Origin of the sequence: Nostoc sp. 106C, assembly GCF_002154725.1 — a bacterium.
Taxonomy (GTDB): Bacteria; Cyanobacteriota; Cyanobacteriia; order Cyanobacteriales; family Nostocaceae; genus Aulosira.
The window spans coordinates 1-23,314 of sequence record NZ_MTAW01000073.1; the positions used below are offsets into that span (position 1 = coordinate 1).

Consider the following 23,314-nt stretch of genomic DNA (forward strand, 5'->3'; position numbering starts at 1 on the left):
ACGTTGGCGCTGGCGCGCTGTTGTAGAGTTGCTGTCATGGTTTTATGATTGCGATTGGTAATTTATGAATCAGACAAGGTTTGTCTGTGTCTGTAAACTTACTTTACACTGCTTTACAAAAGTTAATCAAGTTATAATAGTTTTGTAAAAGTAATACTAATGATTAGTTTTACTTATTTAAATATCAAAATTTTGACTTTTTCTGTGAAGATGTAAGAGTCATTAGGCGATCGCACCCACATAGCTGTAGAGACGTTATCTTTAACGTCTCTACAAAATATCTGTCGCATTATTTTTTTCAAATGAACTTACGGCAACGCTCAACCTGCTTCGAGCAAACCTTGTTCAGATGAGATTTCTCCGCTAACAAGGCAGTAGCGTAAATCCAAATCAGTTAAGTCTACTTCTGTAAAATCAACGTAACTGAGATCGGTTTTGAATAAGATGGCTTTCGTGAGAATAGTATGACTTAAGTCTGTCTTGCTCAAGTTTGCTCCAGTCAGGTTTGCACCCCTAAGATTTGCCCCAGCCAGAAAAGCACCACTGAGGTTGGCATAACGCAAGTCTGCCCCAGACAAATTTACACCGCTGAGGTCGGCATGACGCAGATTTGCTAGGCGCAAGTCTGCTTTCATTAAAGAAGCTTTGTACAGGTCAACTTTAGTAAGATTTGCCCGAATCAAGTTAGCAGCCTTCAGGTTTGCCCAGATCAGATTTGCTCTACTTAAGTCAGTTCTCCACAGAGACGCGGCTGTCAAATTTGCTTCAATCAGGTTTGCCCCCCGCAGGTTAGCCTGAGATAAACTTGCTCTAGCCAGGTTAGCACCAGCCAAATTGATTCCAGGTAGATACACCTCGCTCAGATTGGCTGAGTGGAGGCTTACCTGAGTGAAATTTTTCTCTCCTGCACGATAGCTTTTGAGAAGTTCATCAGCATCCATTAAGCCTGCCTCCCAAATCTTTATTTATCATCCAAAAATTACACACTATCCAATTGAAATTGGCGTAAATAGCTCTCTTAATGGGACTTTGGAACTCTCCGCATCAATCTCAAAACTACTTACACAATCCGCGCTCGCTCTACCTATGGAACAGGTTCCTTTGCACAGCAACGATAAGGGTTTTGCTGAAGCGTGAGGAGATAGCGATCGCTACATCACTCTTCAGGTCGGTTCCAGACCATAATGCATACTTGGCATACATCACACGCTCAACTGCATAGTTATTCAGAACGCAATGGTGTAACGCTTCATATTGAATTGTGTGTCTTTATGTAAAGAAATATAACAATTATGTTACAAATAAGCAATAACTTCTCAGTTATCCTTTAATAATTCTTGGTTATATGAGATATAACTTTTTGAAGTCTTGTGTTTGACAACTAGGACTTCTTTTGGCTTGTAGCAGAATAAAGATGTCTGAATCTAGAATACAGAAGTAAGCTAATAATCATTAAAATTGCATCTCCGCGTCTCCTTTTATCCGCGTCGCCGCGTCTTTCTGAGGTTAAGGATTATGCAACTTAAAGGCAGGTTAGCTTATCACAGGCTTGATACTTGTATTTGAGGCTGAGGATCTCTATTTCATCAACTTGAAATCCGCTGTAAATACCAAAATCCAAAAAAGCTCAGAAACTTTTTGTGTCTTTGCGCGTGTTTTTCACCGTAAACAACGAATCGCCTCTAACAAACCTCTGGCTTTATTCAGCGTCTCTTCATACTCTTTCTCTGGTTCGGAATCAGCCACCAAACCCGCACCAGCCTGCACGCTTACAGTGCGATCGTGTACTACCATTGTGCGAATTGCGATCGCACTATTTAATTGCCCTTCAAAATCGTAATAACCATAAACACCAGAATAAACACCGCGACGGCTAGGTTCTAACTCGTGGATAATTTCCATCGCTCGAATTTTGGGTGCGCCGCTAACTGTACCCGCAGGAAAGCAAGCTTTCAGTAAATCCCATGCTGTTTTATCAGACGCTAATTTACCCACAACATTACTGACAATATGCATAACATGGGAGTAGCGTTCCACCACCATTAATTCATCAACTCTCACACTACCGCTTTGGCAAACACGCCCCAAATCATTCCGTCCTAAATCAACTAGCATGACGTGTTCAGCAACTTCTTTAGGATCTTGAAGTAAATCTTCAGCTAAAGCCGCATCTTCTTTGCTGGTTTTACCCCGTGGACGTGTTCCCGCAATTGGGCGGACTGTTGCTATTACCTCACCATCGCGATCGCGTTCTGCTTTTACCATTACTTCTGGGCTGGAACCGATAATTTGCCAATCCTGAAAGTTAAAGTAAGCCATGTAAGGCGAGGGATTAATCTGGCGCAGAGAACGATAAAGCAAAAAGGGGTCGCCTGTGTATTGGGTAGATAATCTCTGGGAAATGACGACTTGAAAGATATCCCCAGCTTTGATGTAGTCTTTTGCCTTTTGGACGCTGGCGCAGAATTCGGGACGAGTAAAGTTGCTGCTGTATTCTTCTGCTGCTGCTTTCTTGTTACCTGGCGGTGTCCATTCAAATATAGTTTTCTCTGGTGACAAAGGCAGAGATAGCTTGCTGACCATTTGGGTGACGCGATCGCACGCTTGTTGATAAGCCGCCTGTAAATCTACTTCCGGGTCACGTAAATCCGCATAGGCGATCGCCCAAATTTTGCGCTTCACCTGGTCAAAAATTAACAGATGGTCTACCTGCATCCACAACCCATCCGGAATATTTCTTTCATCCTGTGGATAAATTGGCACACGGGGTTCTATCCAGTTAATTAATTCATAGCCCCAAAAGCCAAATAATCCACCAATTCCTGGTGGTAGCTGTGGTAATTTGACTGGATGATAAGGTTCCAAACATTTGGCTAAAGCTGTAAAGGGGTCACCTGCAAACACAATTTGGGAACCATCACGATGTGTTTGGGTTGTACTATTACCCCTTGCTTCCAACACCCACAGCGGATCGCAACCCAATAAACTATAACGTGCCAGTTTTTCCCCACCTTCCACAGATTCCAACAAAAAGCTGTAAGGCTGACCAGCACAGACCTTATACCAAGCAGATACTGGTGTATCTAGATCTGCTACCCATTCTTGATATACCGGAATGAAATTGCCTTGCGAAGCTAGTTGAGAAAAGTGCGAAAAATCGGGAAAAATCATACCTTATTTAAATTTTAAGAACTAATTACTAGGGGACAGGAAATAGGGAATGAGACTGGAAATAGCCAACTCCCAAGCCCCAATCCCTAATTCTCTAACCCCTAGCGCAGAGAGCTAAGCGTCGTAAGTATATTTACCACTAAACTTGAGTTTTGCTGGACTGGGGTTACTACCGATGTTGCGTGGTACGTAACGTACTTTCTCACGACCTGGGTTTACCTTTTCAGGGAAGACACCATCAGCCGGGTGAATGAAAGTGGTTTCTCCACTGGCCAAAATCCGGTAAATTTTGTAGTCTGTGATTTTGAATTTCCGCAGTTGACCGCCCAAAGCGATAGCATACTCTTTGCGAGCCAAGTACAAAAGGTTTTCACCCTGCCGCATAGTGGCAGCACCACTTGTAGGCAGTTCAAAAACTTGTTGTTTAGGGCTAGTCCAGGTGATAGCGTACTTTTCTTCCCTATCTGCTTTTGCGAGCAAGCCGCCAGTGCTGCCAGCATATAGCGGAGTTTGTCCAGAAAGTGCTTCTGCCATAAAGTAGTCTCTCAACGTTTTTAGGGCATCCTAACACCGCCAAATGGATCATGTTGCGATCGCGTTATAGACTGTAACAGTTTTTAGTGCTTTGTGCTTTGTCATTTGTCAAAAACCATTAACCATTGACTATCGCCGCTTGATCCTTGACCGCTTTTCCTCTGGGCTGCTCTGCACTATAGGGACAGTAAAGTGAAACTGACTACCCTGGTCTTTACCAGTTGACTCTGCCCAAATTTCACCACCCCAGCCGTTGACAATTTGGCGGCAAATTGCTAGTCCCAGACCGGTGCCTCCTGTGCTACGTCTTAGCGCTCCTTCTTCTTGATAGAATCGGTCAAAGACTATTTCTAAACGATTTGGTTCGATACCCCGTCCTGTATCAGCCACTGTGACCTCAACCATCTGCTGGGCGTTGCGAGTCGCATGAATGCTGATTTCTCCCTGTGATGGTGTAAATTTACAAGCGTTGTCTACAAGCTTGGCGATCACCTCTACTAGCCAGTCGCCATCAGCCCTGACTAAAGGCAGGTTTTGGGCAATGTTAGTTGTAATCTTAGGTGGCTTTTCGATTGCGGTGCGTGTTCGCATCCGGCTGAGTGCTAGATCCACACACTCTTGTAAAGTCAGAGATTCAGGATGCCATTCCACCCGACCACTTTCCAAGTTGGAAAGTGTCAAGAAATCTTGTACTAATTTCCGCATTCGTTCTGAATCAGCAAGAGCAGTTTCCAGCATTACCTGCTGTAAATCCTGGGGCATATCTGGCTCACTGGCTAGACTTTCTAGGCAAACTTGAATGGTAGATAGGGGAGTGCGCAGTTCGTGCCCAGTAATCGCTATGAGGTTGCTGCGGGTGCGGTCAAGGGCTTCTAACTGCTGATTAAGCTCTTCTAGGTTAGCGTAGGCTTCTGCTTGAATTAAAGCCGCGCCCACTTGGGTGGCGATCGCTTTGACCAAATCCAATTCTCCAGGTTGGCACTCATGAGGCGGCATACTGCAATAGTGCAGCTCTACTATACCGAGCAATCGCCCTTGATAGAAAACTGGTTCCATCACCCAAGAACGAATGGCGAACTTTTTGGCGATTGCAGACAGCACTGTCGAATTGGTAACCCAAGGATCGCTTAAGGTATCGCTCAAACAGACACCTTCACCAAGTTTTACTATTTCCCGAAATAAAGGATTGTGCTCTAACTCCCAGGTTTGCCCTAACACAGATAACACCCCTGGAGTCAAAAATTCATGTTCAATAATGGCTTTGGCTTCTGTAGCTTGAGCGCGGTAAATTAAACAGCGCCCAGCCCCCATATGCTGCCCCAATTCTTGTGCTGCTATCTGAAGTACTTCATGGGGATCGAGCGATCGCCGAATGGCAGTACTAATTGAGTTGATTAAGCGTTCTTTACGTGCTTGGGCTGTAATCGAACGATAGGCTTTGTGCAATTTGTATTGGCTAGCTTGTAGGTAAGTCACTAAGCGTTGCACAAAGGGATCGGTATCTATGTCACAAGCATATTCGCTGCTCTGTTCTGCTCCTAAGTAGATTCTCGGTTTTCCGATGCCAAACCTTTGGCGTGCCTCCTCAACTTTGTCTGCCAGATCTGGTCTGTAAATTACAATCCTGTCTAGTAGTAATTGGGCTGCTTTCAGGCTGACTCCTCGTTCTGATGTCCAAACTCCCTCAAACCTTCGTGCTGTATCCATATCCAGACTAGGAATCAAATCGGGAATTTGCTTATTTTTGGCAATCGAGCCTAGGCTTTCCCGACACACAAGACAAGTCGCATAGTTGTCTGCAACTACTACCAAATGCCATTCTTGGCTCAAGGCATCATCTGGCTCAAAAGCTATTTTTTCATAATATTCCGAGCTATTAGTAAAATCTGTTTCTGGTGCAGATAGTACGTATATTTGGCTACTTCGCTCGGATAGCCGCTGGTAGCGATGCGCTTCTTGGCGGTAAAACCGCTCTCGTTGGAAGCTAGCAATTACCAAAGGCTGGACTAAAGTCGCCGCCAAAACCTGGTCTTCCATCGCATGGGAGAGCGCTGTTAGTGAAGCCTTGAAATATAGCTGGGGTCGTAGGTAGGGGAGGAACTGTAGCAGATCACTCAGCACGGAAGTCGAAATGCTCATGAATATCGTTAAGGAAGCCCAATCTGGATAATATCCAAGTCACAGCTGCATTGTACAAATTACAACGGACTCTAAAATCAAGTAGACAGTTGCAATATGTAAAGAATCATGAAATAGACTTTTAGCAGCAGATGCAGTACTTTGCTACCACCTAAGTGGAGCATGTATAGCTTGATTTATAAATAGCCCAAAGACGGCTATGCATTGTTTGTACACTAGAGTGTTGTGTGTATAGCCTTGATTTAGCCGTTCGCCACAATTGCTTTGTTCTTCACTCAAGTCTTGTTTATCCATTTTCTAGCATTGTAATTTTTCAAAGTAATAGGCTATTAAGCCCAATATACATTCTCGACCAGATCCACCATCAGTCAGAAACTAAGTTTTAGATAAAAAGTTGGTTAAATGTCCAAAATGAGGTACTGATGAATATCTGCGATTTCTGGGAAATCGCTTAAGAATTGCGTGATTTATCAAAATATTTCCCAATCTACAAAGCGGCTAATAACTGCTGCCTAATTTGGAATTTGAGCGTTTAAATTACTTAATCTTATAAAATTTTTTCGCAGTATTTTTTAATATTTAATCTAGTAGCCCACTACACAATTTTTGCCGAGCGAATAAGTTATTAGCAAACACTTCATTCTTTATTTCAGTACTTTAGTAGTGACTAAATAATAGTCAAATTTCCTGTGGTGCAGTCCTACTACTCCAATCTAACTTTAGTACGTAGGGTTTGAAATTTTGAATTTTTGGTTCTTTGCCCTTCTTTTATAGCTTGTTTTTGTTTCATACTTTATGTTGTCAGCATTAAGTATCAGTTAGCCAAGTCTTTAATTTGCCTAAAATTTTTAACTATGTATAACTATTTACAATCATTGGTAGTTTTATTTCTCACAAGATGGGAAAAGCTTAATTATCATCATGTAATATTGTGCACAAAATATTTGCTAAATATAAGTTTTATTGCGGATAAAGTGTATATATAGATGAAGTCTATTGCTAAATATAGCAACTTCTTTTAATATATCTTTATCAAAACAAAATAACTTTAAAATCTTTTTTAAGCTATGTGAAAAATCTCAAATTCCAGGCTTTCGCTGAAAGTAGTTAAACCTCGTCCATTTTGAAACCTGGAGTAGTGCGGGCTAGAAAGCCTGCTACGAAGAGCAAGGAGCAAGATGCTCCCACTACTTTTAAAACTATGGTTCTCAAAATAGATGTGGTTTAAGTCTGCAATAACTACTGAGTTAAGTCGGCGAAAGCATTGACGGGGAATAAAATCATTTTAATTTCCGATAAATTTTCCACAAAAGCCAAAATAAACATTCCCCAACACCTCAATTTTCTCGTAGATGCAGTTTACTTTGCTCAAGCTTGATGCTGAATACAAAGTAAACATAAACCTTGGAATATTTGCCCAATTTTTTTGAAAATATGAGTTTTCTGTCGTTAGATTTCCTGGGCTGATATGCCGATTATTAAATTTTTAGGTGAAACATGAGAATTGCCCAAATTTCCCCTTTATGGGAGCGTGTTCCTCCCTTTCGTTATGGTGGTATAGAACTAATTGTCCAGCTACTCACGGATGAATTAGTTCGGCGTAGTCATGAAGTAACTTTATTCACGTCTGGTGACTCGATTACCAAAGCCAATCTTTGCTCAGTGCATAACGACACAACCTGCATACCTGGCATTTGTGGGTCGTTTTTTTCCAGAAAAAGGGCCAGTGCAAGCAATTAAAATTGCTCGCGCCGCTGGTTTAAATCTAAAGATGGCAGGCAAAATTGATGTTGTCGATCGGGACTATTATCGACAAGAAGTTGAACCGCTAATCGATGGTGAACAGATTCAGTATTTAGGTGAAGTTTCTCACGAAGAAAAAGTAAAATTGCTGGGGGGAGCGAGTGTCACTTTGTTCCCAATTACTTGGCGAGAGCCTTTTGGCTTGGTGATGATTGAGTCAATGACAACAGGTACACCTGTAATTGGTATGGGATTAGGCGCAGTACCAGAAGTCATTGCTCATGGAAAAACTGGTTTTGTATGTCATTCTCTGGAAAAAATGATTGAAGTCATTCCAGATGCGATAAAACTAGACCGTCAGATTTGTCGGGAGTATGTTGTTAGCCGATTTAGCGTCAAATCGATGACTGATGAGTATGAGCGCGCTTACAATATGGTGTTATAGTGATAAATTACACTTATAATCCCTAAGTCTCTAAATCAGAAGGTGAAATTATTTAATGATTTCGCCTTCTAATTTATGTCTTGGCAAGATAAAAGCTCACTACAGGCGAAAAAACCACTATTCTTGTGCTCTAACTAAAATTTCTTAGTTCAATATAGATTTAAGCTTAAATAAGCTCTAAAATAGATAAAAATTGCATTTTTTTAGACTTGACGTTATATTCATAAAACTTTAAAAAATATAAGTTTAGCAACTGACGCACTGAAAACCCAAAGCCTAGATTATCCTTATTTTTCTAGGGAAAACCTCAAATCTCGATTTTAATAGGGGTTAGGGGATTTGTTCTGCGTAAGTTTTAAATTTCTCTATATTTGATTGTTGTAGATTTAATAGCTGTCCTTTTGCCAAGAGTATGTAAGTATTATTTTGGCTTGAATGGCTCAACTAAGTTTGCTAGAGCGTCTTGTTTCCCAAATTTTAGATTGGAGTAAGCCTCCGCTGGGAGTTTTTTCTTGTTGACGCCGATGCGATGCCTGCGGCGGACTACCGCCTACGCGAAAATCTAGACCTGTACACGGAATGTTGCCTAATGACACCGGATATACTGATGACACCGGAAAAAATTTTCTTGGACGGAAAAACTTATATTCCCGCTGAACAACTACCTATCCCGGAGTGGCCTTGTGTTCTAAGTGAAAGACCACAACCTACACTGACAGTTAAAGATGATGATTTATTTTTGGTAACAGACACGATGGGGAACATTTCTGGCTGTTCCCTGAATGATGGCAACCCTAGTATGGGACTGTTTTGCTGCGATACAAGATTTCTCAGCCGCCTAGAGTTGCAGATTGAGGGGCGATCGCCTGTGCTACTCAGCAGTACTGCGGAAAAAGGATTTGCCCTCTCAGTGCTATGTACTAACCCCAGGATTGATGAACGCCTGAGGGCTGATACTGTAGGGATTCGCCGGGAACTGGTACTCAATGGGGCACTGTTTGAAGAAATTGAAGTAGCTAATTATAGCACAACTAACGTTAGTTTTGAACTTAGTATCAGCTTTGATGCAGATTTTGTTGATTTATTTGAAGTCCGAGGCTATGGCAGAGACAATCGGGGTAGACTTCTACGCCTAGTGGAACCGCAACCTGAAGAAGGAACATCCCAAGAAGGTGACGGCTTTTCATCTATACCAATTCAGCCTTTACTATTACGGGACGAATTCTTAACGCTGGCTTATCAAGGCTTAGATAGCTTAGTCATGGAATCTCGTATCCAATTTCAGCATCGGCAACCAGATTACTTTAAGGGTTACACAGCGGTTTGGCAGTTAGAGTTGGCTCCTCACGAAACCCAAAAATTGGGTTACCGGGTGAATCTGTTGAGAAATAATCAGCCTAGTTCTACCGTGAGTGCAGCGATCACTTTACCACAAGCGAAAGCCGCTGAGTTAATGGAAGAACAACACTGGGTACAACAAATAACCCGGATTAGCTCAGATAAAAGCATTTTCAATCGAGTGATTGAACGAGCTGAACAAGATATGTATTTGTTGCGCCAATCCTTTGGTAAGTATAAGACGGTTTCGGCAGGAGTACCGTGGTTTTCGGCACTGTTTGGGCGAGATTCAATCATTACAGCTTCCCAAACTTTGATGTTAAATCCCACAATTGCCAAAGAAACTCTGATGCTGCTAGCGAAATACCAAGGCAAAATTGAGGATGAATGGCGTGAAGAAGAACCAGGCAAGATTTTACACGAGTTGCGGTTGGGGGAAATGGCGCGTTGTCAAGAAATTCCTCATACACCCTACTATGGTACAGTTGATGCCACACCTCTGTGGCTGATGCTCTATGCTGAGTATTATGCTTGGACAAACGATCACGAAACCTTAGAACAACTTTGGCCTAATGCCCTAGCGGCAATGGAGTGGATTGACCGCAATACCAGACAAGCTAGCTACTTGAGCTACTACCGTAAATCTAAACGCGGTCTGGCTAACCAAGGATGGAAAGATTCTGGCGACTGTATTGTAGACCATAAGGGAGAGCTAGCTAGCGGACCGATCGCACTTTGTGAGGTTCAAGCTTACGTCTATGCCGCAAAAATGCGCCTATCAGAAATTGCGCGGATGAAAAAGCGTCTAGATTTAGCCGACCGCTGGCAAGAAGAGGCAAGAAATCTCAAGGTTCGTTTCAATAGAGATTTCTGGATGGAAGACCAAGATTTTTGTGCTTTAGCTTTAAATGGTGATGGTAAGCAGGTAGATAGTATTACCTCAAATCCTGGTCATTGTTTACATTTAGGCATCTTTACGCCCGAAAAAGCCTACAGTGTAGCAGAACGATTGCGGGCACCAGATATGTTTAATGGTTGGGGTATTCGCACTTTGAGTAGTTTATCTCCAGCCTACAATCCAATGGGCTATCACATCGGTTCAGTTTGGCCCCACGACAACGCCATTATTGCGATGGGATTGCGATCGCTTGGTTTAGTAGATCAAGCCCTGGAACTGTTCCAAGGTTTGTTTGATATGACTAGCCAGCAACCATATCAACGTCCTCCAGAACTATTCTGTGGTTACGAACGTAACGGTGACAATGCTCCTGTACAGTATCCAGTGGCTTGTACTCCTCAAGCTTGGGCTACTGGTAGTGTCTTCCAACTCCTGCAAATGATGGTCAATCTCGTCCCTGATGCGCAAAATAACTGTTTGCGAATCATCGACCCCGCTTTGCCAGAGTCGATTAATCATTTGTCCTTTCACAATTTGCAAGTTGGTACTACAGTACTAGATTTGGAATTTGAGCGTTCTGGTAGCACAACTGCTTGTCGTGTTGCTAAAAAACGGGGCAATCTGCGCGTGGTGATTGAAGCTTAATCACTAATGTAATGGGGCATTGGGCATAGATTAATTCTTCCTTCCTTTGTCCCCTTTCCACTTCGGCAAGTTCACCGATAAAGAACAAATGGCAACTGACAATTGACACGCGTTCGCGTAGCGTCCCCCAGGGAAGCGAAATAAAAAAAGAAAGAAGATCCAAATTCCTTCTTTCTTCACCCTATTATCTTGATTTATTCTTCACTCAGGACTTAGTACTCCGACTTATCCTTCTTCCTGATTCTCAACCTTACGACCTGGAGACGCTTCATACAAAGCATCTAGTTGCTGGCGGGCATCTTCTACGTTAATTGACCGCATCACTAATAATGGCTCTTTAATTAAGTTACCTGCACCATCTAATAACTCTGGATGTGGTGCAAACTGCTTGTTTGATGAGGAATAGCCAAATTTGTTCTGATGATTCATTGCCGGATAAGTCCGCTCTCGATCAAAACTGAACATGATCAGATTGCGAATTAAATTGGCAACAGCAATAACAGCAAGGATCGTAAAAGCAAGAATGTAAAGTAGGTGTAACATCGGATTGTCCTCCAGAGGAAGCGAGTTTTAAAAGTTTTTACTGTAATATTTCGCTTCGCTAGTAACTTAAATTACAGCTATAGCGAGAAATCTACGTACTCTTTGTACGTTTATTTTTTTTATGAGAGGAAATGCTTTAACCGTTATTCAAAATACGGTAGCATGGTATACATTCTTTTCTGGTTTATTCAAATTTTATTAAGGATTGTGTACTCTCGAGAGAATCTAAATACCGTTATAGGAAATTCAAAATTTAAAAAGCCTATAAAGTAAGCTTTTCAATGATTTTGATGGTTTGTCTATTTACGCGCAGGCTGTATTAGATACCGATTTGCTCTTATTAATTTAAGTCTATCGAACTTAATTAATAAAAACTTCATTCTCACACATCTTGTTCTTGACGGAAACGCATTGCCACATTCCAGCATTTCATTACCAATTGATGCCAAGGCATTAATGTCGCCATATCAATCCCAACTTGTCCATCAGTTGCACTGAACATCATCTTCGCCGTGTTGAGTTCACCCTGTGCTTGCTTGATTTGTAAAAGCAAGTCATTTTGCTCTTGCTCACTCATAAATGAGAGTTGCTCGGTTTCCAAAAAGTTACGTGATCGCGCAAACCAATACTGAAAATCCTCCAACAGCGGTTCTAAGACACTTTTGAGCACTTCAGCCCCTGGTAAATTTGAGTCTCGCATAAATGAGAAGCATACTTCTAAGTTTCTTTCTAATATTAACTTTATTTACAATTCTTCACATCCTTTTTTGTTCTTTCGTGAGTTAGATAAATCAGAATTTCTGTATGGTATGATACTTTTTTATATTTTAGCGTTTGGTTACGAGATGCGGATAGCTGTCTGAGGTATAGTGTTTAAAGCGGCGTAACTATAAATGCAGTTAAAAGTCAACTGCGATCGTTGTAGAGAAAATTCAGTCTAAAGATAGATCGTTTACTAAAATAATATATTGAGAAATGTGTATTTTATCTAAGCAACACACAAGTTTACTCAATCATTAATTTAGAAATTCGCTTTTATAGTTAAAATCTTTAGCCAAACTTGCAGTAATTAAAATCGTTATAGTTGGAGAAGGCTGCACAGCAAAATGCTCCGCATTGGCTAATAAATGACTTGCGATGCAGAAAAGCTATGTATGTCTAAGTATCAAAACCATGTTTCAGACAGCCACTAGCAAACTCATCAATACTCATGTTGAGGCTGATTAAACATTGGTAAAAAAGTAGTTACAAATGGGTAAAACCATTCTGCGATCAAAGATGTGAGAGTGCATTTAGCATAGGTAAAAGCCTATTAATATGACAAATACACCCATGTTATATTTGGGTAGATTTTTCAGAACTCTAACTGATAAATTACTTTTGCAATCACTTCGCCAATGGTTTAGCAGCCGATGTCGCCTAATCAAGTTCCCAACCAACCAGAACAATCTGAAAAAATGTATTTACCTCGTAGCAGCGAATCGGAAAATTTAAAAAAAATTCGCCACACCGCGTCCCATGTGATGGCTATGGCCGTACAAAAGCTGTTTCCTAAGGCGCAAGTAACAATCGGTCCGTGGATTGATAACGGCTTCTACTATGATTTTGATAATCCAGAACCATTTAGTGATAAAGATTTAAAAGCCATCACCAAAGAGATGGTAAAAATTATTAATCGCAAATTGCCAGTAATTCGGGAAGAAGTCAGTCGGGAAGAAGCCGAACGCCGGATTCAGGAAATTAAAGAACCTTACAAACTAGAAATTCTGGCAGATATTAAAGAAGAACCAATCACAATCTACCACTTGGGGAATGAATGGTGGGATTTGTGTGCGGGGCCTCATTTAGAAAACACCAGTGCGATCAACCCAAAAGCAATTGAATTAGAAAGCGTAGCTGGCGCTTATTGGCGTGGTGATGAAACCAAAGCTCAACTGCAACGTATTTACGCCACCGCTTGGGAAACTCCAGAACAACTTACAGAGTACAAGCGGCGTAAAGAAGAAGCGCTGCGAAGAGATCACCGCAAACTCGGTAAAGAACTGGGATTATTTATATTTTCTGACCTTGTGGGGCCGGGTTTACCTTTGTGGACTCCCAAAGGTACTCTGTTGCGGAGTCTGTTAGAAGACTTTTTGCAAAAGGAACAGCTAAAACGCGGTTATTTACCTGTAGTCACGCCTCATATCGCCAAAGTAGATTTATTTAAAATCTCTGGACATTGGCAGAAGTATAAAGAAGATATGTTCCCCTTAATGGCGGAGGATGAAGAAGCTGCGGCTTTAGAAAATGGCTTTGTAATGAAGCCGATGAATTGTCCTTTTCATATCCAAATATATAAGAGTGAATTGCGTTCCTACCGGGAACTACCAATGCGTTTGGCAGAATTTGGTACCGTTTACCGCTACGAACAATCAGGAGAATTGGGTGGTTTAACTAGGGTACGCGGTTTTACTGTGGATGATTCTCACCTGTTCGTTACTCCCGAACAGCTAGACAACGAATTCCTCAGTGTGGTGGATTTGATTTTGTCGGTGTTCAATAAACTGCAACTCAAGAACTTTAAAGCCAGACTCAGTTTCCGCGATCCTGCTAGCGATAAGTACATTGGTTCTGATGAAGCTTGGGAAAAAGCCGAAGGTGCAATTCGCCGTGCTGTTGAAAAGTTGGGAATGGAACATTTTGAAGGAATTGGGGAAGCAGCCTTCTATGGACCTAAACTCGACTTTATCTTTAGTGATGCTTTAGAAAGAGAATGGCAATTAGGAACTGTGCAAGTAGATTACAACTTGCCAGAACGCTTTGATTTAGAGTACGTTGCTGAAGATGGTTCCCGCCAACGTCCAGTGATGATTCACCGTGCGCCTTTTGGCTCGCTCGAACGGCTAATTGGGATTTTGATTGAAGAGTATGCGGGTGATTTTCCTTTATGGTTAGCGCCAGTACAAGCCAGATTGCTACCAGTTGGTGAAGCACAGATAGATTTTACTCAAAATGTGGCAGCGAAGATGCGTGCTTTGGGTATTCGTGCTGAAGTCGATCTTAGTGGCGATCGCTTGGGTAAATTGATCCGCAATGCTGAGAAAGATAAAATACCCGTAATGGCAGTGGTGGGAGTCAAGGAAGTAGATAGCAACACCTTGAGTATTCGTACTCGCGCTTCTGGGGAATTAGGCGCTATTGCTGTAGATGAGGTTGTGGATAAATTGCAGACTGCGATCGCAAACTTCGAGAACTTCTAGCAAAGTGTCGGCTGGGATTACCCAGCCGACAAACAAATTAAAGAAAAATTAGCTATGAATACCAGAAAAGCGCAAGTCCAATCTCTTCTGCAACGACTGCCCTATGGATTGCTCAATTGAAGATGTACAATACGATTTATCTGTAATCGAGAAAATTTAGTCGAGGCTTGAAAGTAGCCGACACCGCAGAAATTATTACCCAGTTGACTTTGGCACGAGACTCATCACCAGATTTAGCGGTGCTTGATTGGATGCTACCAGGACTTTCGGGTTTAGAAATTTGCCGCCGTCTGCGTGCAACTGGTAACTCAATCCCAGTGATTTTGTTGATAGCAAAAGATGAAGTGAGCGATCGCGTCGCTGGTTTAGATGCAGGTGCTGATGATTACGTAGTCAAACCCTTCAGCATTGAAGAACTTTTAGCCAGAATCCGCGCTCATCTTCGCCGCACTCAAGAAGCAGATGAGGATGTTTTGCAGTTTGAAGACTTAAGTTTAAACCGTCGCACTCGTCAAGTATTTCGAGGTAAACGCGCAATTGAGTTGACAGCCAAAGAGTTTGACTTGTTATAGTACCTACTTAGTCATCCCCGCCAAGTCTTTACTAGAGACCAAATTCTAGAGAAAGTTTGGGGTTATGATTTCATGGGTGATTCTAATATTATCGAAGTTTACATCCGCTACTTGCGTCTGAAATTAGAAGAAAATAGTGAGAAACGTTTAATTCACACAGTGCGTAGTGTTAGTTATGCACTGCGAGAGTAGTCCTTGGTGCCCTTTACCAACGCGACTAACCTTCAATTAGCCACTTCTCGTAATCGCAGTGAATCAATTTCTGTTTAACACTATTAAGAACTTCTTCGACCTCAGATGGAAATATGTTTAGCGCTCCAACTCGGAATACATCGTTGAGAACAGCATAATACTCTTTGCCAGTAAACTCAGCAATCACTCGAGCTAAACTGCGATTAGACATATTCTCACAGAGAATCGACAACAGCGGGATATACTCCTGCTCTGCGATTCCTTGAGGGAAAGCACATTCAAGCAAGTGATAGGTACTGACGAGATGGGCTGGAATTGTTTTTTGCATGATTCAGCTACCTGTCAATGGATAGGGTGGGTGAAGATAGACGTTAAAATCAACGCCTTGGGCGCTGGCAGCTCGAATCGCTTTTGCATCAGCCGTCATGGTGACGATTCCCATTTGATCGCCCGTGCCTAGAATGATTATATCGTTGGGGTCTAAACTCCGCGTTGGCTGTAATGCTTGGGCAGCGATTGAAGGATTATCGGACACGATAATGATTTGATTGAGGAATCGATTTGCTCTTGTCTGCTCCGAAGCACCACCTGAATATTTAATAATGTTGACAAACTCATCGATAGCAGTTTGCGTCATCACCAGTTGTTGGTTTTGGACAAACACCCGTAGTTGATAGCGAATGGTAGAACCTTCGGCTACAAATGCGATCGCAGTGTTGGTATCGAGATTAATCACGCTCTAGCGTCAAAAATGTTGTGTTTTATTAACTAAACAACTCTAAACGATCATAAGTTGAAATCTAATAAGGACGAGAATCGCTAGCAAGAAAGAGGTGTATTCTTGCCTAAGACTTGAACATCACCCCTCACCACACTTAAAAATCTAAACATCCAGCTTAGTCTTCTTTAGTTACACCTTTGAAGGGTTTGCCATCTTGCTTGACATCCATAAACTGTCCAGTTTCAACATTACGCTTGACCCATTGTTCAGTTTTAGGGTTGTAAGTTTGGCTGCGTTTATCTACAGCACCCCAACGGTAGCCATGACTAGTATTTTTTGCCATCTTTATATCACCTCCTTTGTCATGTACAATTAAGATGTCAAATTAAGTTGACATAAAATGTTAGCGGATTCCACAAACTGGAGCATACTGCGCTCTTAGTTCCTGTTCAATCCTCATTCGCCGTAACTCTGAAGTATAGTAGACTGCAACAGCAAGAGTGCCTCGACAATTCCTTGTCCAGCAGGCCTTTCTGTTGTGATACTGTACTCGTGTCCTTACACTATCTGATTCACCCACATCAAGGACATAGGAACTACCATTACTGTGGCAGTCAACAATGGTATAGACTCCAGACTGCTCGTTGAGGACATTGATATCCCAGTAAGGACCCTCAAAAAGGTAGTTGCCTATTTGGATTGTCATATTTTACTCCTTTCTTGTAAATTGGATTGGATATTTATAATACCTGCGCCAATTAAATGTCAAGTAAAGTAGACAATAAATTTTGACAATTTTCTTTTTTTTACCATTTATTCTACTTAATCTGTCAATTACTGATGACATACAAGGGTATGCTTGTACTGTAAGATATAAACAAGATTTCAATATAAATTGACAAAAATGTAATTTTTTGGTAAAGAGAATGAAAATTATAAGGCTATGAAGGAGAACATTGCTAAAAACCTGCTTTACTATCGCAAAAAAGCAAAACTTTCTCAAGAAAAATTGGCTGAACTTGCAGGGGTCGCACGCCAAAGTATCAGTAATTACGAAAAAGCTAAAACTTTGCCAGACAGCAAAACCCTTGCAAGTCTTGCTCAGACTCTGAGCGTAACATTGGACGACTTGTTAAAGAGTAAAAATGCTATCCCATCCAGTTTGAAGTACCACACTAGTAACTCTTTTAATGAAAAGCCAGAGTTTGTAACAAATGTCCTGGGATTATTAGAAAAATATGCAACATTAGAACGAGCTATTGATATTAGTCCATACGTGCCAGAAAGCTTTCCCTGCCATGAACTAGAGGGTAATGACAAAAATATCCAAGAGATTGCTGAGAAATTTCGTTATCACTTGAAACTAGGAGACGGGCCTATTCTTAACTTGTTTGAGGCAGTTGAACAAGTAGGATTGAAGGTTCTACGTAAACCAATCCCAATACCTGGCTTTTTTGGATTGAGCCTTTGCGTTCCAGATAAAGGTGCTTTTGTTCTGATCAATACTTATCAAATTAGTATTGAACGTCAGTTATTTACATTAGGACATGAGCTTGGTCATCTCATTTGTCATCGTAGTGAGTATAACCAAGCTGTGATGGGAGAGGGTACAGAAATAGAGGAAAAAGTGGCAGATTATTTTGCTAGTTATCTTCTCGTCCCTCAAAAAGAGTTTGAACGGTTTTACCAGTATACAAAGGAAATAAAAAAGTTAAAACGTCATTTTCGAGTTAGCTATCAAGTAATTCTTAAACGCCTTGCAGAGATGAGAATTATAGATTATGGCAAAGAGCAAGCAAAGTTGTGTGCTATCTATAAAAAAGAATACAATGCTTCTTTAAAGCGTTCTATTGAACTACCTCCAGCGCTTGATTCATCTGATTTTCCTGAAAACGAACGTTACGAGAATCTTGTCTGGATAGCTTTAAATACGAATAAAATTTCCAAAGAAGAGTCGGCTGATTTTCTTAATCAAATTGATAAAACAATTATGCAATTCCTAGAAGCGCGACAGAAAATTCTTACATTAGGAGACGAAGCTGCTACATACACTATCTAGAGAATTATATAAGCAGTTCATGATTACTACTTAATAAAAATGGGATAGGCAACTTGCCCATCCCAGTAAAAAATCAAGTTATATCTGCAACCCTAAATTTTCAGGGTTAACTTTAGGTTCCAGAAGTCCAAGAATTGGTGTACTCAATTTGGTCTGCTGTGAGGGTATCGATGTGAATTCCTAAAGCCTCTAATTTCAGGCGGGCAATTTCTTCATCCACTTCTCTAGGAACTGAGTGTAAACCAGGTTGCAATTTACCTTTATTCTTCACTAGGTATTCAACAGCCAAAGCCTGGTTGGCAAAGCTCATATCCATTACGGCGCTGGGGTGTCCTTCCGCAGCAGCCAGGTTAATCAAGCGGCCTTCGCCCAAAACGATGACTGATTTGCCACTTGGCAATTTATATTCTTCGGTGAAGGGACGTACTTGCTTGACTTCTTTAGCTTGAGCAGCCAAGTATTTCAGGTCAAGTTCAATATCGAAGTGACCGGAGTTACAAACGATCGCGCCGTCTTTCATCGCGTCGAAATGTTCGCCACGAATCACGTGCTTGTTACCTGTGACTGTAATAAACAAGTCACCTTGGGTAGCGGCTTCTGCCATTGGTAGAACGCGGAAACCATCCATCACAGCTTCAATTGCTTTGATGGGGTCGATTTCGGTAACAATTACATTCGCACCCAAACCACGGGCGCGGAGTGCTGTACCTTTACCACACCAGCCATAACCAACAACGACTATGGTTTTACCAGCCAGCAGGATATTTGTAGCGCGGATAATGCCATCTAGGGTTGATTGCCCTGTACCATAGCGATTATCAAAGAAGTGCTTGGTATCAGCATCGTTGACATTCACTGCGGGGAAGGTAAGAACGCCATCTTTGAACATGGCGCGTAGCCGCACAATTCCGGTTGTAGTTTCTTCAGTGGTGCCAATCAAATCAGCAATTTGATGTTGACGTTGTTGAATGAGAGTGGCAACCACATCACTACCATCATCAATAATGATGTTGGGGCGGTGGTCGAGAGCTATTTGGACGTGGCGGTTATAAGTTTCGTTATCTTCGCCTTTTTGCGCAAAGACAGGAATTTCATGATCGACAACGAGGCTAGCTGCTACGTCGTCTTGAGTTGATAAGGGATTACTAGCAATTAAAACTGCATCTGCACCACCAGCTTTGAGCGCGATCGCTAGATGTGCTGTTTCTGTTGTCACGTGAGCACAAGCCACTAGCCGCAGCCCTGCAAAGGGTTTTTCTTGAGCAAAGCGATCGCGGATTTGCCGTAAAACTGGCATCTCGCGTCCAGCCCACTCAATGCGCTGTCTTCCCAAGGGAGCTAGGGCGAGGTCTTTAACCTCGTGCTTTAATCGGGGAGAAGTTGCGGTCATCAAAAATGTCCTCTAAAAAGTCAAAAAAGGTACGTAGACTTTACGTACTCTACTAGATTATTCCACGACTTGCCAATTTTGGCTGTAATCACCAAACACTAAGTCGATGATTCTGTCAACTAGCTTGACGTTTGATCGCAGTAATGTCAACTGAAGGTGCTCAGTCTGAATTCTCAAAAAACTGCTGTCACTTCAGGAGTACCGAGTAACGAGTAATGAGTGAGATCCCCACTTAGTACTCAGCACTCAGTACTATTTCGGTCACCTACTACCAGATGTGTACTGAGTTTTTACTTTATACTTTTTTCATTTTTCATTTATCCTTGATCAGAGTAATATCAAAAACTCCTGTAGCTATTACCAAAACTAAACCAAGTATCATGACATCTGCCTAAAGATAGAAAAAACCAAAGGTCTAGAATATCTCACCTGAAGGGATTGACTTAACTTTAGACAGGTACATTTACTGAAATTTATTGAGGAGGATGGCTTTGGAGGTAGTCAACAAGAGATTTTATGCAAGGAGGTGTTGGAGTGCGCTTTAAATTTTTGGCGCTTGTGGGTTCAATGGCGATCGCCGTTGGATCTGTTCCAAAGGCTACAGCCCAAATTCCCTTTTTACCTAACTTGCCAACTCCTAGTAGTGTGAGTAAAGATTCAGACAGTAGAATTGTCACTGGCTGGATTTATTTAGATGGTCGCAGATTGTTTCAGATAGCAGCAACAAGAGCTATTTTTCCAGAGCGATCGCAAAACATTCAACAAAACTTGAATGAAATTAGCCAAAATTACCTGCGTTCATCTGCACAAACAGTTAATGTACAGGTAGAAAAAGTCAAAGAAGCACCTGTAATTACCATCAACGGTCAATACTTGATGACCGTCACTTCCGAAGACGCGAGACTGCGAGAGGAAGATGCAACACTTTCAGCAAATCAAATAGTAGATACATTGCAAGAGTCCTTGCAACGGGCAAAACGAGAACGCAACACTCAATATTTAATTGATCAAGGTAAAATAGCTGCGGCGATCGCAGTGTCCATGATTCTGGCAAGTTGGGGTGTATATTGTTGGCAGCGCCGTTCTCAGCATGATGTCTTGCATCCTATCCCCCCGACTTCTCGACAAACGCAACCAATTACCACTCAACTAAATCAACGGCAACATCAGCATTTACACGAAGTCAAGAAACGACTGTTTCAGCTAACTCAAGCTGGAATTTGGGGAGGTGGTACGTTCACAATCTTGGGTTTATTTCCCTACACAAGAGTCCTGCAATTAGCAATTCTCTCCGCAGCCCAAATTCCCCTGAGATTGGGGATTGTGGCATTGGCAACTTATGTAGCGATCCGTTTTAGCTATGCTTTGATTGACCGCTTTACCTCAACTCTCATCAGCAGTGGTGCTTTATTTGCTTCGGAAACTTCCGAACGTTTGCAACTGAGAGTTTCTACCTTTTCGGGTGTAACTAAAAGTATTGCAACTATTACCTTTGTGACGGTTGGCTTTTTTCTAGCATTAGTCGCCTTGGGGATAGATGTTGTTCCCTTACTAGCGGGAGCGAGTTTAGTAGGTGTAGCAGTCTCCCTAGCTTCGCAAAACCTGATTAAAGATGCGATTAACGGTTTTCTAATTATCCTCGAAGACCAGTATGCTTTAGGCGATGTGATTAATGTCGGAACAGTGGGGGGCTTAGTTGAAAATCTCAATTTACGGATGACTCAAGTCCGTGATTCCGAAGGACGCCTAATTACGATTCCCAATAGCGAAATTAAAATCGTTGCTAATCTTTCCAGTCGTTGGTCGAGAGCCGATTTAACGATTCCAGTAGACTATCAGGCTGATATTGACGAGGTTTTGAAGCTAATTACTACTATTGCCTTGCAGATGGATGAAGACCCATTGTGGCAACATCAAATTGTAGAAACACCTAAAGTTTTGGGTGTTGATAATTTTGGCGATCGCGGTTTAATTATTCGTGTCTGGATTAAGACACAGCCTCTCAAGCAATGGGATGTAGCGCGAGAGTATCGCCGCCGTCTAAAAGTCGCCTTTGACCAAGCCGGAATCAGCATTCCTGTACCTCAGCAGGCAATTTGGATCAATGATGTACAATTACAGCAACTTCAGGAGAATGGCAAAACTAATTAGTATTTAGTCATTTGTCATTGGTCATTTGTCATTTGCAAATACAAGTGACCAATGACAAATAGATGTTTCTCATGATTCTCCAGCAGGAGGCCGAACAGTGGCTAGCTGAAAAGCAGCCCAGTGATGCACTGCTAGCGCATTTGCAAGGGCAAAACCGCCTTTAATCTCTCTGGCTAATACCTGTGACCACAGATTTTGTATTGGCATTGTATATACAAAATTTGTATATTCATTGTGTGGACAAAGAAAAGAAAGTGATTTATGCAGCCCCAAACAGGATCGTTCAACCATCAAAACCGTGATGTCACCATCAACATTAGGGCACAACAGGGACAACGGGATTTAATTGACCGGGCAGCAGAAGCCCTTGGCAAGAACCGTTCTGATTTCATGCTGGAGACTGCCTGTCGAGAAGCAGAAGCGGTTTTGCTAGATCGGCGGCTGTTTATGCTGGATGATGAAAAGTTTCAGCAATTTGTCGAACTACTGGATCAGCCACCAGCCACCAATGCCAACCTCCAGAACTTGCTCACCAAGAAAGCGCCGTGGGAACAGAGTGTGGGGGAGTAGGGCGTGACAGGCTCTCAAGAACAACAAATTCAGGCTCCAGAACCTCTCAATGCAGAGCATCAATTAGAAAATTTTGATTCTGGTAATGCCGAACTCAATGAGTGGTTAAAAAAACGTGCCCTGAAAAACGAAGCTAGCGGAGCTTCCAGAACTTACGTGGTAACAGTGGGCAAGAAAGCGATCGCCTATTATTGTTTGGCAAACGGTAGTATCATCAATACCACTGCTCCTGGTAAAGTCCGACGCAATATGCCAGACCCGATTCCCGTAATGGTCATTGGCCGGCTGGCGATGGATATTAATTGGCAAGGGCAAGGTCTTGGTTATGCTCTAGTGCGTGATGCAGTGCTTCGTACCCTCCAAGCAGCAAAGATTGCCGGAATTAAGGCGATTCTTGTTCATGCTATTTCTGTTGAAGCGAAGCAATTCTATGAGAAATGCGGTTTTATCCCCTCACCTGTTGCACCGATGACCCTCATGGTAACGATCGCAGATGCGCTACAAGCGTTTGGAGTTGGGTAGCTTGGATCATCTTGTTCGTAACCTAACTGTCTACAAGGTCACTTAGCATGTTGAGGCGAATAGGTGGCTTATTTGGAAGCTCAACGGTAATAATGAGACTGTCGCCCATCGCAGCAATGTAGTTTTGGAGAGTGGAAAGTAACATATCCGATTCTCTTTCCAGACGTGAAACGTTCGACTGTGGCATGTCCAAGTTTCTGGAAATTTCCGCCTGTGTCAATCCTGCGGTTTTTCGTAGCTCCTGCAAGGTGAGATATTCCACTTCTAATTTTTCCGTCCGCGCCTGTATGCACTCCTTGCGGTCGTCCGGCAAATTATCCCATATACTTTGTAAGATTTTCCCTTTGGTCATTGCTCTTCCTCCTGTAATCCCATTTCACAAAAAATAGACCTCTTGCACAAATAATGTAAGCATGAAAAAATACAGGTCAAAAAACAA

Annotated in this window: 19 protein-coding genes and 2 pseudogenes; 8 read left to right on the plus strand and 13 right to left on the minus strand. The window is 42.0% G+C overall.

Features of this window, described 5'->3' with window-relative positions; genetic code table 11:
- Positions 1-320: 320 nt before the first annotated feature.
- The 4 genes from BV375_RS07150 to BV375_RS07165 form a co-directional block, all read right to left on the minus strand.
- Positions 321-941, minus strand: a complete 621-nt coding sequence (locus tag BV375_RS07150) for a pentapeptide repeat-containing protein (protein ID WP_086758756.1) — start codon at positions 939-941, stop codon at positions 321-323.
- Positions 942-1,659: 718 nt separating this feature from the next.
- The gene (gene trpE / locus BV375_RS07155) at positions 1,660-3,171 is read right to left on the minus strand and encodes an anthranilate synthase component I (protein WP_086758758.1); all 1,512 of its coding nucleotides are present in this window, start codon (positions 3,169-3,171) and stop codon (positions 1,660-1,662) included.
- Positions 3,172-3,285: 114 nt separating this feature from the next.
- Positions 3,286-3,705 carry a photosystem I reaction center subunit II PsaD gene (locus BV375_RS07160; RefSeq protein ID WP_086758760.1) on the minus strand — a complete coding sequence of 140 codons (420 nt, stop codon included), beginning with the start codon at positions 3,703-3,705 and terminating at the stop codon, positions 3,286-3,288.
- Between the two features lie 129 nt (positions 3,706-3,834).
- Positions 3,835-5,844 (minus strand): DICT sensory domain-containing protein, encoded by a 2,010-nt coding sequence (locus BV375_RS07165; protein WP_086758762.1) that lies wholly within the window; start codon positions 5,842-5,844, stop codon positions 3,835-3,837.
- Positions 5,845-7,341: 1,497 nt separating this feature from the next.
- Between BV375_RS07165 and BV375_RS07170 the strand changes: the two are divergent.
- Together BV375_RS07170 and BV375_RS07175 are read left to right on the plus strand one after the other, a co-directional pair.
- Positions 7,342-8,032 (plus strand): annotated as a pseudogene (locus BV375_RS07170) (glycosyltransferase).
- 589 nt (positions 8,033-8,621) lie between these two features.
- Positions 8,622-10,913: an amylo-alpha-1,6-glucosidase gene (locus BV375_RS07175; protein ID WP_086758764.1), complete on the plus strand. Its 2,292-nt coding sequence runs from the start codon at positions 8,622-8,624 to the stop codon at positions 10,911-10,913.
- 225 nt (positions 10,914-11,138) lie between these two features.
- Here the strand turns inward: BV375_RS07175 and BV375_RS07180 are convergent, their stop codons facing one another.
- On the minus strand, positions 11,139-11,456 hold the full coding sequence (locus tag BV375_RS07180) for a DUF2973 domain-containing protein (RefSeq protein WP_086758766.1): 318 nt from the start codon (positions 11,454-11,456) through the stop codon (positions 11,139-11,141).
- Positions 11,457-11,838: 382 nt separating this feature from the next.
- Positions 11,839-12,156, minus strand: a complete 318-nt coding sequence (locus BV375_RS07185; RefSeq protein ID WP_086758768.1) for a DUF2605 domain-containing protein — start codon at positions 12,154-12,156, stop codon at positions 11,839-11,841.
- A gap of 712 nt (positions 12,157-12,868) precedes the next feature.
- Here BV375_RS07185 and thrS point away from each other — a divergent pair.
- Both thrS and BV375_RS07195 read left to right on the plus strand, forming a co-directional pair.
- Positions 12,869-14,698, plus strand: coding sequence for a threonine--tRNA ligase (gene thrS, locus BV375_RS07190; RefSeq protein WP_086758770.1), 1,830 nt, complete (start codon positions 12,869-12,871; stop codon positions 14,696-14,698).
- 194 nt (positions 14,699-14,892) lie between these two features.
- Positions 14,893-15,462 (plus strand): annotated as a pseudogene (locus BV375_RS07195) (response regulator transcription factor); the annotation flags it as partial.
- Between the two features lie 25 nt (positions 15,463-15,487).
- Here the strand turns inward: BV375_RS07195 and BV375_RS07200 are convergent.
- The 4 genes from BV375_RS07200 to BV375_RS35825 form a co-directional block, all read right to left on the minus strand.
- Positions 15,488-15,790 (minus strand): DUF3349 domain-containing protein, encoded by a 303-nt coding sequence (locus BV375_RS07200; RefSeq protein WP_086758772.1) that lies wholly within the window; start codon positions 15,788-15,790, stop codon positions 15,488-15,490.
- 3 nt (positions 15,791-15,793) lie between these two features.
- On the minus strand, positions 15,794-16,198 hold the full coding sequence (locus BV375_RS07205; RefSeq protein WP_086758774.1) for a DUF1308 domain-containing protein: 405 nt from the start codon (positions 16,196-16,198) through the stop codon (positions 15,794-15,796).
- Positions 16,199-16,358: 160 nt separating this feature from the next.
- The gene (locus BV375_RS36660) at positions 16,359-16,526 is read right to left on the minus strand and encodes a hypothetical protein (protein WP_166507400.1); all 168 of its coding nucleotides are present in this window, start codon (positions 16,524-16,526) and stop codon (positions 16,359-16,361) included.
- Positions 16,527-16,586: 60 nt separating this feature from the next.
- Positions 16,587-16,889, minus strand: a complete 303-nt coding sequence (locus tag BV375_RS35825; protein ID WP_143842022.1) for a hypothetical protein — start codon at positions 16,887-16,889, stop codon at positions 16,587-16,589.
- Between the two features lie 237 nt (positions 16,890-17,126).
- On the opposite strand from BV375_RS35825, the gene BV375_RS07210 reads away from it, so the two are divergent.
- The gene (locus BV375_RS07210; RefSeq protein WP_086758775.1) at positions 17,127-18,242 is read left to right on the plus strand and encodes an XRE family transcriptional regulator; all 1,116 of its coding nucleotides are present in this window, start codon (positions 17,127-17,129) and stop codon (positions 18,240-18,242) included.
- A 112-nt stretch (positions 18,243-18,354) separates the two neighbouring features.
- Here BV375_RS07210 and ahcY read toward each other — a convergent pair whose 3' ends face one another.
- Positions 18,355-19,632 carry an adenosylhomocysteinase gene (ahcY, locus tag BV375_RS07215; RefSeq protein WP_086758777.1) on the minus strand — a complete coding sequence of 426 codons (1,278 nt, stop codon included), beginning with the start codon at positions 19,630-19,632 and terminating at the stop codon, positions 18,355-18,357.
- Between the two features lie 534 nt (positions 19,633-20,166).
- On the opposite strand from ahcY, the gene BV375_RS07220 reads away from it, so the two are divergent.
- Positions 20,167-21,783 carry a mechanosensitive ion channel family protein gene (locus BV375_RS07220; protein WP_086758786.1) on the plus strand — a complete coding sequence of 539 codons (1,617 nt, stop codon included), beginning with the start codon at positions 20,167-20,169 and terminating at the stop codon, positions 21,781-21,783.
- Between the two features lie 69 nt (positions 21,784-21,852).
- On the opposite strand, the gene BV375_RS36665 is transcribed toward BV375_RS07220, so the two are convergent.
- Complete coding sequence (locus BV375_RS36665) at positions 21,853-21,990, minus strand: hypothetical protein (RefSeq protein ID WP_166507401.1); 138 nt, start codon at positions 21,988-21,990, stop codon at positions 21,853-21,855.
- 54 nt (positions 21,991-22,044) lie between these two features.
- Here BV375_RS36665 and BV375_RS07225 point away from each other — a divergent pair, with 54 nt between their 5' ends.
- Both BV375_RS07225 and BV375_RS07230 read left to right on the plus strand, forming a co-directional pair.
- Complete coding sequence (locus BV375_RS07225) at positions 22,045-22,353, plus strand: DUF1778 domain-containing protein (protein WP_086758779.1); 309 nt, start codon at positions 22,045-22,047, stop codon at positions 22,351-22,353.
- Between the two features lie 3 nt (positions 22,354-22,356).
- A complete protein-coding gene (locus BV375_RS07230; RefSeq protein ID WP_086758781.1) occupies positions 22,357-22,875 on the plus strand; it encodes a GNAT family N-acetyltransferase in 519 nt (172 codons plus the stop codon).
- 22 nt (positions 22,876-22,897) lie between these two features.
- Here BV375_RS07230 and BV375_RS07235 read toward each other — a convergent pair whose 3' ends face one another.
- On the minus strand, positions 22,898-23,227 hold the full coding sequence (locus BV375_RS07235; RefSeq protein ID WP_086758783.1) for an XRE family transcriptional regulator: 330 nt from the start codon (positions 23,225-23,227) through the stop codon (positions 22,898-22,900).
- Positions 23,228-23,314 lie beyond the last annotated feature (87 nt).

What these genes read in the sequence shown, in the direction of transcription:
- thrS (WP_086758770.1), top strand. Translation starts at nt 12,869, where the DNA reads ATGTCGCCTAATCAAGTTCCCAACCAACCAGAACAATCTGAAAAAATG.
- trpE (WP_086758758.1), bottom strand. Translation starts at nt 3,171, where the DNA reads ATGATTTTTCCCGATTTTTCGCACTTTTCTCAACTAGCTTCGCAAGGC.
- BV375_RS07185 (WP_086758768.1), bottom strand. Translation starts at nt 12,156, where the DNA reads ATGCGAGACTCAAATTTACCAGGGGCTGAAGTGCTCAAAAGTGTCTTA.
- BV375_RS35825 (WP_143842022.1), bottom strand. Translation starts at nt 16,889, where the DNA reads ATGACAATCCAAATAGGCAACTACCTTTTTGAGGGTCCTTACTGGGAT.
- BV375_RS07180 (WP_086758766.1), bottom strand. Translation starts at nt 11,456, where the DNA reads ATGTTACACCTACTTTACATTCTTGCTTTTACGATCCTTGCTGTTATT.
- BV375_RS07210 (WP_086758775.1), top strand. Translation starts at nt 17,127, where the DNA reads ATGAAGGAGAACATTGCTAAAAACCTGCTTTACTATCGCAAAAAAGCA.
- BV375_RS36660 (WP_166507400.1), bottom strand. Translation starts at nt 16,526, where the DNA reads ATGGCAAAAAATACTAGTCATGGCTACCGTTGGGGTGCTGTAGATAAA.
- BV375_RS07225 (WP_086758779.1), top strand. Translation starts at nt 22,045, where the DNA reads ATGCAGCCCCAAACAGGATCGTTCAACCATCAAAACCGTGATGTCACC.
- BV375_RS36665 (WP_166507401.1), bottom strand. Translation starts at nt 21,990, where the DNA reads ATGCCAATACAAAATCTGTGGTCACAGGTATTAGCCAGAGAGATTAAA.
- BV375_RS07150 (WP_086758756.1), bottom strand. Translation starts at nt 941, where the DNA reads ATGGATGCTGATGAACTTCTCAAAAGCTATCGTGCAGGAGAGAAAAAT.
- BV375_RS07160 (WP_086758760.1), bottom strand. Translation starts at nt 3,705, where the DNA reads ATGGCAGAAGCACTTTCTGGACAAACTCCGCTATATGCTGGCAGCACT.
- BV375_RS07165 (WP_086758762.1), bottom strand. Translation starts at nt 5,844, where the DNA reads ATGAGCATTTCGACTTCCGTGCTGAGTGATCTGCTACAGTTCCTCCCC.
- BV375_RS07175 (WP_086758764.1), top strand. Translation starts at nt 8,622, where the DNA reads ATGACACCGGATATACTGATGACACCGGAAAAAATTTTCTTGGACGGA.
- BV375_RS07235 (WP_086758783.1), bottom strand. Translation starts at nt 23,227, where the DNA reads ATGACCAAAGGGAAAATCTTACAAAGTATATGGGATAATTTGCCGGAC.
- BV375_RS07200 (WP_086758772.1), bottom strand. Translation starts at nt 15,790, where the DNA reads ATGCAAAAAACAATTCCAGCCCATCTCGTCAGTACCTATCACTTGCTT.
- ahcY (WP_086758777.1), bottom strand. Translation starts at nt 19,632, where the DNA reads ATGACCGCAACTTCTCCCCGATTAAAGCACGAGGTTAAAGACCTCGCC.